Origin of the sequence: Pseudomonas sp. Y39-6, from assembly GCF_023651955.1 — a bacterium.
In the GTDB taxonomy this organism is placed as follows: Bacteria; Pseudomonadota; Gammaproteobacteria; order Pseudomonadales; family Pseudomonadaceae; genus Aquipseudomonas; species Aquipseudomonas veronii.
Genome location: NZ_CP069594.1, coordinates 1093871 through 1108155, shown reverse-complemented (window position 1 = coordinate 1108155; position 14285 = coordinate 1093871). Strand labels below are relative to the sequence as shown.

Annotated in this window: 13 protein-coding genes and 1 pseudogene; 8 read left to right on the top strand and 6 right to left on the bottom strand. The window is 61.4% G+C overall.

From position 1 onward, the window contains the following. The first annotated feature begins 34 nt into the window (after window positions 1-34). From gatC to JN756_RS04965, 6 genes are all read left to right on the top strand, one after another. Complete coding sequence (gatC, locus tag JN756_RS04990; protein ID WP_017845404.1) at window positions 35-322, top strand: Asp-tRNA(Asn)/Glu-tRNA(Gln) amidotransferase subunit GatC; 288 nt, start codon at window positions 35-37, stop codon at window positions 320-322. 16 nt (window positions 323-338) lie between these two features. After that, window positions 339-1790, top strand: coding sequence for an Asp-tRNA(Asn)/Glu-tRNA(Gln) amidotransferase subunit GatA (gatA, locus tag JN756_RS04985; protein ID WP_017845405.1), 1452 nt, complete (start codon window positions 339-341; stop codon window positions 1788-1790). A 10-nt stretch (window positions 1791-1800) separates the two neighbouring features. After that, the gene (gatB, locus tag JN756_RS04980) at window positions 1801-3246 is read left to right on the top strand and encodes an Asp-tRNA(Asn)/Glu-tRNA(Gln) amidotransferase subunit GatB (protein ID WP_128191586.1); all 1446 of its coding nucleotides are present in this window, start codon (window positions 1801-1803) and stop codon (window positions 3244-3246) included. Between the two features lie 157 nt (window positions 3247-3403). Next, complete coding sequence (locus JN756_RS04975; protein ID WP_046384689.1) at window positions 3404-3775, top strand: septal ring lytic transglycosylase RlpA family protein; 372 nt, start codon at window positions 3404-3406, stop codon at window positions 3773-3775. Between the two features lie 58 nt (window positions 3776-3833). Then, on the top strand, window positions 3834-4880 hold the full coding sequence (locus tag JN756_RS04970; RefSeq protein WP_046384690.1) for a calcium/sodium antiporter: 1047 nt from the start codon (window positions 3834-3836) through the stop codon (window positions 4878-4880). Then, window positions 4877-5257, top strand: coding sequence for a carboxymuconolactone decarboxylase family protein (locus JN756_RS04965; RefSeq protein WP_201021902.1), 381 nt, complete (start codon window positions 4877-4879; stop codon window positions 5255-5257). Before JN756_RS04970 ends, JN756_RS04965 begins: the two co-directional genes overlap by 4 nt. A 30-nt stretch (window positions 5258-5287) precedes the next feature. Here JN756_RS04965 and JN756_RS04960 read toward each other — a convergent pair whose 3' ends face one another. The 6 genes and pseudogenes from JN756_RS04960 to kdgD form a co-directional block, all read right to left on the bottom strand. Next, window positions 5288-6229 (bottom strand): AEC family transporter, encoded by a 942-nt coding sequence (locus tag JN756_RS04960; RefSeq protein ID WP_201021901.1) that lies wholly within the window; start codon window positions 6227-6229, stop codon window positions 5288-5290. Window positions 6230-6481: 252 nt separating this feature from the next. After that, window positions 6482-8035 carry a galactarate dehydratase gene (garD, locus tag JN756_RS04955; RefSeq protein ID WP_046384692.1) on the bottom strand — a complete coding sequence of 518 codons (1554 nt, stop codon included), beginning with the start codon at window positions 8033-8035 and terminating at the stop codon, window positions 6482-6484. Between the two features lie 12 nt (window positions 8036-8047). After that, on the bottom strand, window positions 8048-9412 hold the full coding sequence (locus JN756_RS04950) for an MFS transporter (protein WP_046384693.1): 1365 nt from the start codon (window positions 9410-9412) through the stop codon (window positions 8048-8050). Window positions 9413-9728: 316 nt separating this feature from the next. Continuing rightward, window positions 9729-9839: pseudogene (locus JN756_RS32185) on the bottom strand (hypothetical protein); the annotation flags it as partial. Window positions 9840-9938: 99 nt separating this feature from the next. Further along, the gene (locus JN756_RS04940) at window positions 9939-11384 is read right to left on the bottom strand and encodes an aldehyde dehydrogenase family protein (protein ID WP_201021900.1); all 1446 of its coding nucleotides are present in this window, start codon (window positions 11382-11384) and stop codon (window positions 9939-9941) included. Window positions 11385-11438: 54 nt separating this feature from the next. After that, complete coding sequence (kdgD, locus tag JN756_RS04935) at window positions 11439-12350, bottom strand: 5-dehydro-4-deoxyglucarate dehydratase (RefSeq protein ID WP_177031520.1); 912 nt, start codon at window positions 12348-12350, stop codon at window positions 11439-11441. A gap of 223 nt (window positions 12351-12573) precedes the next feature. Here kdgD and JN756_RS04930 point away from each other — a divergent pair, with 223 nt between their 5' ends. Both JN756_RS04930 and JN756_RS04925 read left to right on the top strand, forming a co-directional pair. Continuing rightward, a complete protein-coding gene (locus tag JN756_RS04930; protein WP_046384695.1) occupies window positions 12574-13737 on the top strand; it encodes a hypothetical protein in 1164 nt (387 codons plus the stop codon). A 114-nt stretch (window positions 13738-13851) separates the two neighbouring features. Continuing rightward, entirely contained in the window at window positions 13852-14214 is a 363-nt protein-coding gene (locus tag JN756_RS04925; protein WP_057004246.1) for a hypothetical protein, read from the top strand. The last annotated feature ends 71 nt before the right edge of the window (window positions 14215-14285 follow it).

Sequence of the window (14285 nt, the reverse complement as noted above, 5' to 3'; positions counted from 1 at the left end):
ACGCCCTCCGTTCTGTTTTCCACTGGAGAATCCCATGGCGCTTGAACGCTCCGACGTGGAAAAAATCGCACATCTGGCCTCGCTTGGCCTGAATGATGCCGATCTTCCACAGACCACCGCAGCCCTGAACAGCATTCTCGGGCTGGTTGACCAAATGCAGGCCGTGAATACCGACGGCATCGAGCCCCTGGCTCACCCGCTGGAAGCCACCCAGCGCCTGCGCGCAGACGTCGTGACCGAAGTCAATCATCGCGAGGCCTACCAGTCCATCGCGCCAGCGGTCGAAAACGGCCTGTATCTGGTTCCGAAAGTCATCGACTAAAGGGAAAGAGCCTTTCATGCATCACATGACTCTGGCCGAGATCGCCCGCGGTCTCGCCGACAAAAAGTTTTCTTCCGAAGAGCTGACCAAGACCTTGCTGGCGCGTATCGCCGAGCTCGACCCCAAGGTCAACAGCTTCATCAGCATCACCGAGGAGCTGGCCTTGAGCCAGGCCAAGGCCGCCGACGCACGTCGCGCCAACGGTGAGAACGGCGCGCTGCTGGGCGCACCGATCGCCCACAAGGACTTGTTCTGCACCCAGGGCATTCGCACCAGCTGCGGCTCGAAGATGCTCGACAACTTCAAGGCGCCCTACGACGCCACCGTGGTGTCCAAGCTGGCCGCCGCCGGGGCCGTGACCCTGGGCAAGACCAACATGGACGAATTCGCCATGGGCTCGGCCAACGAGTCGAGCTACTACGGCGCGGTGAAAAACCCGTGGAACCTGGACTGCGTGCCAGGCGGCTCGTCCGGTGGTTCGGCGGCGGCGGTTGCCGCGCGCTTCCTGCCGGCGGCCACGGCCACCGACACCGGCGGCTCGATCCGCCAGCCCGCCGCGTTCACCAACCTCACCGGGCTGAAGCCGACCTACGGTCGCGTGTCCCGCTGGGGCATGATCGCCTACGCCTCCAGCCTTGATCAGGGCGGTACCCTGGCACGCACTGCCGAAGACTGCGCAATATTGTTACAAGGTATGGCAGGCTTCGACGCACAGGACTCCACCAGCGTCGACGAGCCGGTGCCGGACTACAGCGCCAGCCTCAATACCTCGCTCAAAGGCCTGCGCATCGGCGTACCGAACGAATATTTCAGCGCCGGCCTCGACCCGCGTATCGCCGAACTGGTCCACAACAGCGTCAAGGAGCTGGAAAAGCTCGGCGCCGTGATCAAGCCAATCAGCCTGCCGAACAACCAGCACGCGATTCCGGCGTACTACGTGATCGCGCCGGCCGAAGCGTCCTCCAACCTGTCGCGGTTCGACGGCGTGCGTTTCGGTTACCGCTGCGAAAACCCGAAAGACCTCAACGACCTGTACAAACGTTCCCGTGGCGAAGGCTTCGGTGCCGAAGTGCAGCGCCGGATCATGGTCGGTGCCTACGCCCTGTCGGCCGGTTACTACGACGCGTACTACCTCAAGGCGCAAAAAATCCGTCGCCTGATCAAGAACGACTTCATGGCGGCGTTCGAAGAAGTCGACGTGATCCTCGGCCCAACCACGCCGAACCCGGCCTGGAAGATCGGCGCCAAGACCGGCGACCCGATCGCCGAGTATCTGGAAGACCTGTACACCATCACCGCCAACCTCGCGGGCTTGCCGGGCTTGTCCATGCCCGCCGGTTTCGTCGATGGCCTGCCGGTCGGCGTGCAATTGCTTGCCCCGTACTTCCAGGAAGGCCGCCTGCTCAATGTGGCGCACCAGTACCAGTTGAACACCGACTGGCACACTCGCACCCCTACCGGCTTCTGAGGAGAACACTATGCAATGGGAAGTCGTGATCGGGCTGGAGATTCATACCCAGCTCGCCACCCAATCGAAGATTTTCTCCGGTAGCGCCACCACGTTCGGCGCAGAACCCAACACCCAGGCGAGCCTGGTAGACCTGGGCATGCCCGGTGTGTTGCCGGTGCTGAACCAGGAAGCGGTACGCATGGCGGTGATGTTCGGCCTGGCGATTGACGCCGAGATCGGCCAGCACAGCGTGTTCGCGCGCAAGAACTACTTCTACCCGGACCTGCCCAAGGGCTATCAGATCAGCCAGATGGAGTTGCCGATTGTCGGCAAAGGCTACCTGGATATCCCGCTGGAAGACGGCACCATCAAGCGTGTCGGCGTAACCCGCGCGCACCTGGAAGAAGACGCCGGCAAGAGCCTGCATGAAGAGTTCAACGGTGCCACCGGCATCGACCTGAACCGCGCCGGCACGCCGTTGCTGGAGATCGTGTCCGAGCCAGACATGCGCAGCGCCAAGGAAGCCGTGGCCTACGTCAAGACGATCCACGCGCTGGTGCGCTACCTGGGCATCTGCGACGGCAACATGGCCGAAGGCTCGCTGCGCTGCGACTGCAACGTGTCGGTCCGGCCAAAGGGCCAGGCCGAGTACGGCACCCGCTGCGAGATCAAGAACGTCAACTCGTTCCGTTTCATCGAGAAGGCGATCAACACCGAGGTGCGTCGCCAGATCGAACTGATCGAAGACGGCGGCAAGGTGATCCAGCAAACTCGCCTGTACGACCCGAACAAAGACGAAACCCGCGCCATGCGCAGCAAAGAGGAAGCCAACGACTACCGTTACTTCCCCGATCCGGACCTGTTGCCAGTGGTCATCGAGGACTCGTTCCTCAATGACGTGCGCGCCACCCTGCCGGAATTGCCGCCGCAGAAACGCGAGCGCTTCCAGGCGCAGTTCGGCCTGTCGGTCTACGACGCCAGCGTCCTGGCGTCGAGCCGTGAGCAAGCCGACTACTTTGAAAAAGTCGTGAGCATCGCCGGGGACGCCAAGCTGGCGGCCAACTGGGTGATGGTGGAATTGGGCAGCCTGCTGAACAAACAGGGCCTGGAAATCGACGAAGCGCCGGTCTCGGCCGAGCAGTTGGGCGGCATGCTGCTGCGCATCAAAGACAACACCATCTCCGGCAAAATCGCCAAGACTGTGTTCGAAGCCATGGCCAGCGGTGAGGGCAGCAGCGACGAGATCATCGAGAAGCGCGGCCTCAAGCAAGTCACCGACAGCGGCGCCATCTCGGCGGTGCTCGATGAAATGCTCGCGGCCAACGCGGAGCAGGTCGAACAGTACCGCGCGGCAGACGAAGCCAAGCGCGGCAAGATGTTCGGCTTCTTTGTCGGCCAGGCCATGAAAGCCTCCAAGGGCAAGGCCAACCCGCAACAGGTGAACGAACTGCTGAAAAGCAAGCTCGAAGGCTGATCGCGATGAAAGGGCCGAGTGAGATTTCATGCTCGACTCGGACCTCCTGTGGGAGGGGGCTTGCTCCCGATAGCGGTGATTCAGTCAAAACACCAATGACTGACACTCCACTATCGGGAGCAAGCCCCCTCCCACATTTGATAAGGGGATACCTTGAATGAAGCGCTTACTTGGCCTTTTAGCCGTGTTCTCTTTGCTGGCCGGTTGCGCCAGCAGCCTCATCGACCCCAACGGCTACGACGAAACCGGCACCGCGTCTTACTACGGCGCCAAGCACCATGGCAAAAAAACCGCCAGCGGTGAACCTTTCAACCAGAACGCCCTGACCGCCGCCCATCGGCGCCTGCCTTTCGGCACGCAGGTCAAGGTGACCAATCTCGATACCGACAAATCCGTGGTGGTACGCATCAATGATCGCGGCCCGCACACCCGTGGGCGGCTGATCGATCTGTCGCGCCAGGCCGCCGCGCAACTGGGCATGCTGAGCAGCGGCACCGCACGGGTTCGTGTGCAAGCCCTGAGCAATTGACGACGGAGCCCTGGCCATTTTCGGATTAACCGCCCTCTCGCCCTGGAGCCTGATCGAATTGATCAGCGGCCTGCTGCTGCTGATCGTCGGCGCCGAAATCCTGGTGCGCGCCGCGGTGCGCCTGGCTGCCAGCCTCAAGGTCCGCCCGCTGATCATCGGCCTGACGATCGTCGCCTTCGGCAGCAGTGCGCCGCAGATGACCGTCAGCCTGCAAGCCACCCTCGCCGGCAATACCGACATTGCCGTGGGCAGTGTGATCGGCAGCAGCATTTTCAACATCCTCGTCACCCTGGGCCTGTCGGCGCTGATCATTCCGCTGCGGGTCTCGCGGCAACTGGTGCGCCTGGATATCCCGGTGATGATCCTCGCCGGCCTGCTGGTGTTTACCCTGGCGGCCAATGAAGAACTGACGCCACTCGACGGTTCGCTGCTGCTCGCGGCCCTGCTGGCCTACCTCGGCGTGCTGCACTACCAGACCCGCCATTCACGGCGCCCGCGCACACTGGACACGGTGGCCAAGGCGCCCTGGTTGAGCAGCGTATTGCTGATGTTCGGCGGCTTGCTGGTGCTGGTGCTGGCCGGGCATTTGTTGCTGGGTGCGGCGGTGGATGTGGCGAGCGACCTGGGCCTGTCGGAACGCATCATCGGCTTGACGCTGATCGGCGTCGGCACTTCACTGCCGTGCCTGGCCACCTCGCTGATCGCGGCCCTGCGCGGCCAGCGGGATATCGCCGTGGGTAACGTGATCGGCAGCAACCTGTTCAACCTGCTGGGCGTACTGGGGCTGACCGCCCTGCTCGCGCCCTCGCCGCTGTCGGTGTCGCCCAATGCCCTGGATTTCGACCTGCCGGTGATGCTCGGCGTGGTGGTGTTGTGCCTGCCGGTGTTTTATACCGGCTACCGTGTGACCCGTGCCGAAGGTCTGGTGCTGCTGGGCTTGTACCTGGTGTATGGGCTGCATGTGATGGCATTCACCACCGGCATGGGCTTGGCCAACAAACTTGAACAACTGATGCTGTATTACGTCCTGCCAGTGCTGGTGGCTTTCCTGTTGTTCAGCACGCTGCGAGCCTGGCGCCGCCAACACAAGAGGGAATCGCAATGACCGATCAGAAAAAGCCCGGAGTTGAAATGCGTCGTCAGGTGATGGGCGATGCGTTCGTCGATCGCGCCCTGGGCAACGCCACCGAATTCACCCAGCCGCTGCAGGACTTCGTCAACGAACATGCCTGGGGCAGCGTGTGGAACCGCGAAGGCTTGCCGCTGAAGACGCGCAGCCTGATCACCCTCGCCGCCCTCACCGCGCTCAAGTGCCCGCAGGAACTCAAAGGCCATGTGCGCGGCGCGCTGAACAATGGCTGCACCGTCGAAGAAATCCGCGAAGCACTGCTGCATTGCGCGGTGTATGCCGGTGTGCCGGCGGCGATCGAGGCGTTTCGCGCGGCGCAGGAAGTGATTGAGGCGTATCAGGCGGACAAGTAGTGATGGTCAGGTAGCTATCACCGGCACAGCTCAGATCCACCCGCCCGCCTGCAACACAAAAATCCCGATATTCGTGGTCACCGCCGCCATCAAGGTGGTGATCACGATAATCGCCGCCGCCAGCTCATGATTCCCCTGCGCCGCCCTGGCCATCACAAAGCTCGCGGCCGCCGTCGGTGCGCCGAAGTACAGGAACAGAATCCCCAGTTCCGGCCCGCGAAACCCGAGCAACCACGCCCCCAGGGTGGCGACCACCGGCAGCCAGACCATCTTCATCAAGCTCGCGCTCAGCGCCATGTTGCCGCTCTTGCGCAACGCCGCCAGCGACAAGGTGCCGCCAATGCAGATCAGCGCCAACGGCAACGTCATGTCGGCCAGGTACTGCGCGGATTTTTCCAGCCAGCCCGGCAAGCCGATCTGGAAATAGGCGAACGGCGCGGCAACGATCACGCTGATGATCAGCGGGTTGGCCAGCACACTTTTGCAGATGCTCCACGGGTCGGACTTGATCACCGGGCTGTACACCGCCAGCACAATGGTCGACAGCGTGTTGTAGAACAGGATCACCAGCGCCGCGAGGATCGCGCCGAGGGAGATGCCGTAATCACCGTACATACTGGCCGCCAGCGCCAGGCCGATCACCCCGTTGTTGCCGCGAAACGCGCCCTGGGTGTAGATGCCCCGGTCTTCACGCTTGCAGCGCAAAATCGCCCAGCCCCAGGCCAGGGCAAAGCTCAACAGCGTGGCGACGACGAAGTAGATCAGCAAACCCGGCTTGAGCGCCGAATGCAGGTCGGCATGCAGGATGCCGAGAAACAGCAGCGCCGGCATGGTGACGTTGAACACCAGGGACGATGCCGTGTGGATAAAGCTGTCGTTGATCCAGTTGATGCGCTTGAGCAGCACACCGAGGAACAACATGGCAAACACCGGCGCGGTGATGGTGAGGGTGGTGAGGAAGATAGCCAGCATGCCGGGGAGAACCTTGGTGGGCGTCGTTAGGGGGCTAATGATAAGCCATACGGCCCAATGGCGCCTGATAGACCGCTATCGGGGGCAAGCCCCCTCCCACATAGGGTCGCCGCTATCGGGGGCAAGTCGAGTCGTCGCACCGCCCCTCCCACACTGAATCTGCGTCAGACACACAACGGATGAACACCGCAGACCCTATGTGGGAGGGGCGGTGCGACGACTCGACTTGCCCCCGATAACGGCGACTCGGTCTCAGGTAATCGGCGCCGGGTTGAACAACGTAATGTCGTTATGCAGCTTGTGCTGCTCCGCCCACGTCTGCTTCCTGCCGCTGGCTACATCCAGGTAGAAGTGGAACAACTCCCACCCCAACTCCTCAATGCTCGCACGCCCGGTGGCGATGCGCCCGGCGTCGATATCGATCAGGTCCGGCCAGCGCTGCGCCAGCTCCGTGCGGGTCGAGACCTTCACCACCGGCGCCATCGCCAGCCCGTAAGGCGTGCCACGCCCGGTGGTGAACACATGCAGGTTCATCCCCGCCGCCAGTTGCAAGGTGCCGCACACGAAGTCGCTGGCCGGCGTGGCGCAAAAGATCAAGCCTTTGCCCTTGAAGCGTTCACCCGGGCCGAGCACGCCGTTGATCGCGCTGCTGCCGGACTTGACGATGGAGCCCAGGGACTTCTCGACAATGTTCGACAACCCGCCCTTCTTGTTCCCCGGCGTGGTATTGGCGCTGCGATCCGCCTCGCCCTTGGCCAGATAACGGTCGTACCAGTCCATTTCCCGTACCAGTTCCTCGGCGATTTCCTTGGTTTGCGCACGAGAAGTCAGCAGGTAGATGGCATCACGCACCTCAGTGACTTCGGAAAACATCACCGTCGCCCCCGCTCGCAGCAACAAGTCCGAAGCGAACCCCAGCGCCGGGTTGGCGGTGATGCCGGAAAACGCATCACTGCCGCCGCACTGCATGCCCAGGATCAGCTCGGACGCCGGCACGGTTTCCCGGCGGCGCTGGTCGAGCTTCTTCAGGCGCACCTCGGCCAGGGCCATGATCTGCTCGATCATCTCGCTAAACCCGTGGCTGGAATCCTGCAGGCGATACAGCCACGGTTCGCTCAGGTCGACGGAACTGTCGTTGTCGTGCATCACCTGCCCGGCCTGCAATTTCTCGCAGCCCAGGCTGATCACCAGGGCTTCGCCCCCCAGGTTCGGGTTGCGTGCCAGGTTGCGCACGGTGCGGATCGGGATATACGCATCCGTCGCGGTGATCGCCACCCCGCAGCCGTAGCTGTGGGTCAACGCCACCACGTCATCGACATGCGGGTACTTGGGCAGCAACTCGTCCTTGATGCGCTTGACCGCATGGTCCAGCACACCGGTGACGCACTGCACGGTGGTGGTGATGCCGAGGATATTGCGCGTGCCCACGGTGCCGTCGGCATTGCGATAGCCCTCGAAGGTAAAGCCTTCCAGCGGCGCCTGGGCCGCTGGCACCTCGGTGGACAGCGGCAAGCTGTCCAGCGGCGGCGCGGTGGGCATGCGCAGTTGATCTTCCTGCACCCAACTGCCACGCGGGATCGGCGCCAGGGCGTAACCGATGGTTTGGCCGTAGCGAATGATCCGACCGCCTTCGGGGATATCTTCGAGGGTCACTTTGTGGCTTTGTGGAATGAAATCCACGGTCACCAGGCCGTCCGGGAACTCGGTCCCGGCCGGTACACCCTGGTCATTGACCACGATCACCACGTTGTCGCGCTCGTGCAAACGAATCGAGCGCGGCGAGTCAGCATGTTCAATCAACTGCATCACACGGCCCCTTCAGGAATGCGCTTGGGTAAGGTTGGTCAACTCAGGCCCTTGGCTTGGCGGCTCTTTGAGCACCACGCGTTTGATCGGGCCGACAATCACCAGGTAACTGAACACGGCCACCAGCGCGTTCGCGCCGACAAACACCAGCGCCCATTTGAACGAACCGGTGGTGCTGATGATGTAACCGATGACAATCGGCGTGGTGATCGACGCCAGGTTACCGAAGGTGTTGAACAGGCCGCCACTGAGCCCGGCGATCTGTTTCGGCGAGGTGTCGGACACCACCGCCCAACCCAGTGCGCCAACGCCTTTGCCGAAGAAGGCCAAGGCCATGAAGCCCACCACCATCCACTCGATATCCACGTAGTTGCAGGCCACGATGCTGCTGGAGATCAGCAGGCCGCCAATGATCGGCGCCTTGCGGGCGAAGGTCAGGGAATGACCTTTGCGCAGCAGGTAGTCGGAGATCACCCCGCCCAACACACCGCCGATAAACCCGCAGATCGCCGGCAATGAGGCAATGAACCCGGCCTTGAGAATGGTCATGCCGCGGTCCTGCACCAGGTACACCGGGAACCAGGTCAGGAAGAAGTAGGTGATGCCGTTGATGCAGTACTGGCCCAGGTACACGCCGAGCATCATGCGGTTGGTCAGCAACTGGCGGATGTAATCCCACTTCGGACCGTCGGTTTTCTTACCCTTGCCCTTGTCCTGGTCCATATCGACCATCGCACCGTTGGCCGCGATGTGATTGAACTCGGCTTCGTTGATCAGCGGATGCTGGCGCGGGCTGTGGATAACTTTCAGCCAGACCAGCGAGAACAGGACGCCGATCACGCCCATCACGATAAACACGTGCTGCCAGCCGAAGCTGTAGACGATCCAGCCCATCAGCGGCGCGAACAGCACCGTGGCGAAGTACTGCGCCGAGTTGAAGATCGCCGAGGCCGTGCCGCGTTCGGCGGTGGGGAACCAGGCGGCCACGATGCGCGCGTTACCCGGGAAGGATGGCGCTTCGGCCAGGCCCACCATAAAGCGCAGCATGAACAGCGCCACGACTGCCGTGGAGACACCGAACTCACCGACATAGCCTTGCAATATGGTGAACAGTGACCAGGTGAAGATGCTCAGGGCATAGACTTTTTTCGAGCCGAACCGATCGAGCAGCCAGCCGCCGGGGATTTGCCCGGCCACGTAGGCCCAACCGAATGCAGAGAAGATGTAACCGAGGGTGACCGCGTCGATGCCGAGGTCTTTTTGCAGGCTGGAACCCGCAATTGCGATGGTGGCCCGGTCGGCATAGTTGATCGTGGTCACCAGAAACAGCATGAGCAGGATCAAATAGCGGACATGGGTCGGTTTGGTCGCTTGCATGTAGAAGTACTCCCACTAATTATTTTTTTTGCGGGTGATATTTATGTGTTGCTGGACGCCGCCCCTGTAGGAGCGAGCTTGCTCGCGAAAAACTCAAAGGCACCGCGTGCCCCCCTGAATACCTGCGTATTCGTTGAAATTTTTCGCGAGCAAGCTCGCTCCTACAGTGTTACGAACCGATGTAGCTGGTTTTCACCACGGTGTAGAACTCTTGCGCATAGCGAGCTTGCTCGCGAAAAACTCAAAGGCACCGCATGCCCCCTGAATACCTGCGTATTCGTTGAAATTTTTCGCGAGCAAGCTCGCTCCTACAGTGTTACGAACCGATGTAGCTGGTTTTCACCACGGTGTAGAACTCTTGCGCATAGCGACCTTGCTCACGCGAACCGTAGGATGAACCTTTACGGCCACCGAACGGAACGTTGTAGGAGCGAGCTTGCTCGCGAAAAACTCAAAGGCACCGCGTGCCCCCTGAATGCCTGCGTATTCGTTGAGATTTTTCGCGAGCAAGCTCGCTCCTACAGTGTTACGAACCGATGTAGCTGGTTTTCACCACGGTGTAGAACTCTTGCGCATAGCGACCTTGCTCGCGCGAACCGTAGGATGAACCTTTACGCCCACCGAACGGAACGTGATAGTCCACGCCGGCAGTCGGCAGGTTGACCATCACCATCCCGGCCTGGGAGTGGCGCTTGAAGTGGTTGGCGTATTTCAGCGAGGTGGTGGCGATGCCCGCCGACAAACCGAACTCGGTGTCGTTGGCCATGGCCAGCGCCGCCTCGTAGTCCGCCACGCGCACCACGTTGGCCACCGGGCCGAAGATCTCTTCGCGGCTGATCCGCATGGCCGCCTCGCTGTCGGCGAACAGCGTCGGCGCCAGGTAGTAGCCTTCGGTGTCGCAGGTCACCAGGCCGCCACCGCTCACCAGCCGCGCACCTTCGCTCTGGCCGATGTCGATGTATTTCAAGTCCTGGTCCAACTGGGCCTGGGAGACGACCGGGCCAATGTCGGTGCCGCTTTTCAACGCGTGGCCGACCTTGATCGACTTCATGCGCTCGGCCATGGCCGCGACGAACTGATCGTGAATACCGGCGGTGACGATCAAGCGGCTGGAGGCGGTGCAACGCTGGCCGGTGGAATAGAACGCGCTCTGTACCGACAGCTCGACGGCTTGCTTGAGGTCGGCGTCATCGAGAATGATCTGCGGGTTCTTGCCGCCCATTTCCAACTGCACCTTGGCCTGGCGCGAGACACAACTGACCGCGATCTGACGCCCGACGCCGACCGAACCAGTGAAGCTGATGCCGTCGACTTTCGGGCTGTTGACCAACACATCGCCCACTACCCGCCCGCTGCCCATCACCAGGTTGAACACACCGGCGGGGAAACCGGCGCGGGAGATGATTTCTGCCAGGGCCCAGGCACAGCCCGGCACCAGCTCCGCCGGCTTGATCACCACGCAGTTGCCGTAGGCCAGGGCCGGAGCGATTTTCCACGCGGGGATGGCAATCGGGAAGTTCCACGGGGTGATCAGGCCGACCACGCCGAGGGCTTCGCGGGTGACTTCGACATTGACGCCCGGTCGCACCGACGGCACGTAGTCGCCGGACAGGCGCAGACACTCGCCGGCGAAGAACTTGAAGATATTACCGGCGCGGGTCACTTCGCCAATGGCTTCAGGCAGGGTCTTGCCCTCTTCCCGAGCCAGCAGCGTGCCGAGCTCTTCGCGCCGGGCGAGGATTTCGCTGCCGACTTTATCGAGTGCGTCGTGGCGAGCCTGGATACCGGACGTCGACCAGGCCGGGAACGCAGCGCGGGCGGCATCGATGGCAGCGTTGACCTGGGCGACATCCGCCTTGGCATATTCGCCAATGACATCGGACAACTCCGACGGGTTGAGGTTGACGCAATAATCAGCGCCAGCCACCCATTGGCCGTTGATGTAGTTTTCAAAACGTTTGGCTTGGGACACGAATCTTCTCCTGACGCAAAAGGCCGCTGATTGCTCAGCGGCCTTATAGATAAGTTATTGCGGGCCTTGCTTGTCGATCAGCGCGGCCAGGGCTTCGTATTCTTCCGGCAGCAGATCGGTCAGTGGCGTGCGAACCGGGCCGGCGTCATAGCCGACGATTCTGGCGCCCGCCTTGACGATGCTCACCGCGTAGCCGGCCTTGCGGTTACGGATGTCCAGGTACGGCAGGAAGAAGTCATCGATGATCTTGCCGACGGTGGCGTGATCGTCGCGGGCGATGGCGTGATAGAAATCCATCGCGGTTTTCGGGATGAAGTTGAACACCGCCGAGGAATACACCGGCACGCCCAGGGCCTTGTAGGCAGCGGCGTAAACCTCTGCAGTCGGCAGGCCGCCCAGGTAGCTGAAACGGTCGCCCAGACGACGGCGGATCGACACCATCAATTCAATGTCACCCAGGCCGTCCTTGTAGCCGATCAGGTTCGGGCAACGTTCGGCCAGGCGCTCCAGCAAAGGCGCAGTCAGGCGGCAGACGTTGCGGTTGTAAACCACCACGCCGATCTTGACCGACTTGCACACCGCTTCCACGTGGGCGGCAACCCCGTCCTGGCTGGCTTCGGTCAAATAGTGCGGGAGCAGCAGCAAGCCTTTGGCACCGAGACGCTCGGCTTCCTGAGCGTATTCGATGGCCTGGCGGGTCGAACCGCCGACACCGGCGAGGATCGGCACGCTGGTGGCGCAGGTATCCACCGCGGTCTTCACAACCTGAGAATATTCGCTGGCCGCGAGGGAGAAAAACTCACCGGTGCCGCCGGCGGCGAACAACGCAGTGGCGCCGTAGGGGGCCAGCCACTCCAGACGTTTGATATAGCCGGCCTGGTGAAAATCACCCTGGGCGTTGAAATCGGTCACGGGAAAAGACAGCAGACCGTGGGAGAGGATGGACTTCAGTTCTTGTGGATTCATTATTCGAACACCCTGGGCAAAGACTTTCTGGCGAAAGGTTGTTGTTGGTTTTGCTTATGTCATACGTCATCGTACAACTATAAAATATTTCGTCAACTGCAATTCATCGAACCGCCTGTTGAGAGAGAGCGCATTGACGTAGGAGTTTTTTCCTCTATGCTCGAATAGCTGTATATACATACAGTAATAAAGGAAGATTCCTACGACATAGCAAGGAGCTAACATGTCCGGTCTTGAACTCGCAGCACCCGCAGCACCCGCAAAAAACCTACCCTCCCTGCGTTTCGAAGGCGGTGAACACACTGCCATCGGCGACGACACACTGTTGCGCTTCGCCAAAGACGCCCCGGCGATTGCCGCCCGACTCGTCGAGCTGCACCTGCCCAACGGCCTGGCGCTGACTTACGGGCAAGTGATCGCCCTGGGCGGTGACTTTTATGGCATCCCGGGCCAACCCATCAGTGATGGCGCCTCGCCTGCCGAACGCGTGCAACGCTTTAACGCCGCATTCAACTCACTGGCAGGACTGCCGGCGTCACGGGAGGAAGCACACAAGATCCTGGCGGTGATGCAAAAGGAGATCAACGCGGTCAACCAGGCGATCAAGGACGGCAAATCCGCCCACGACGCCTACGCCTTGCTCGGAGATACGTTGTCTGAAGAGTGGAACCGCATCACCGGCGGCGGCAGCGCGGTCTCGGCACTGTTCCCCCTGGGCCGCTACTTGAAGCTGGCGGCGGACAACGCCGACCACTTTGGCGAATGGGCGTTGTCGGCTTACCTGGCCGGGCATACGGCGGCGCTGCAACAAGCCGTCATCGCCCATCAAAGCGGCACCGACCAGGCGCTGGAGCTGGCCTATGCGATGAACAGTTTTGCCGATCACTTCTTGACCGATCTGTTTTCCGCCGGCCACCTGCGCGTGCCGCGCAAACAGCTGGCCGCCGTGGTGACGCCTGGGGAGCTGGGCTCGCTGATCAGTCGCTTCATGCACGATGAAGACAGCAAGTTCGGGCTCAAGGTGCGCAATGCAGTCGGTGACGAATGGCATGCCTACGGCGATAAACGCTATTTCGACGCCGGCGACGCGGCCAACCGGGCGCAGGTCAAACGCGCCGTGCAGGCGTCGGCCGATGAGGTCTTCGACGCGTTTATCAGCGGTGTCGCGCCCTCCCCGGCCACCTTCAAGGCGCCGCTGTATGTGCCGGACCTGAATGCAGCACAGAACCCGGCGAATAACTTTTCGCCGCTGTTCAAGATGGAAGGCGACAAGGTGCTGCGACGCAAGGACGTGAATGACCTGAACGACAAACACTGGACCGCTGATTGGTGGGGGTGGAGTACGTACTTGCTGCTGAAGGACTACACACCCAATACGCCGGCTTGAGCCGTACCGTTTGTCGTGACTGTGATTTCTAACAGTTACGCCGATTTTCAACGAGGGCGATAACCCCGCATAGGAGCCAGGCTCTCTGGCTTCTGTGCAAAGGAGCACTCAATCATGGCCATTAAAGCCCCGAGCCTTGTCGGCGGCGACGCTTCTTGCCCGGCTCAAGTGAGCCTGGCAAGCGGCGCACGCATAGAGTTTTCCATCCCCGAGCCCAATGAGGTTTCCGCAAGCGCCCAGGTATCTATCATCGTAGGACCGGACCCCGAGTCCCCGGAAGCCGAAGGGCAGGAAAAGAACGCCGGACAGTACGACCCCAACAAGGAAGATTACGTGAAGGAGTCGAATCTCAAGCTCGATATCGCTGCCGATGACTTGAAGAAATTCGTCAACCAAACGGTGCAGGTGCGATACGCGATAAACAGCGAATCGGGAAGGTTCTATTCTGATCCGTTGATGATAACGGTCTCGCAGTGACACAGCGCTTATCCGCACCGCATCGCTCTCGTCGCAGGCACCAGACCTGCCCCGGGGACGTATCTGGACCG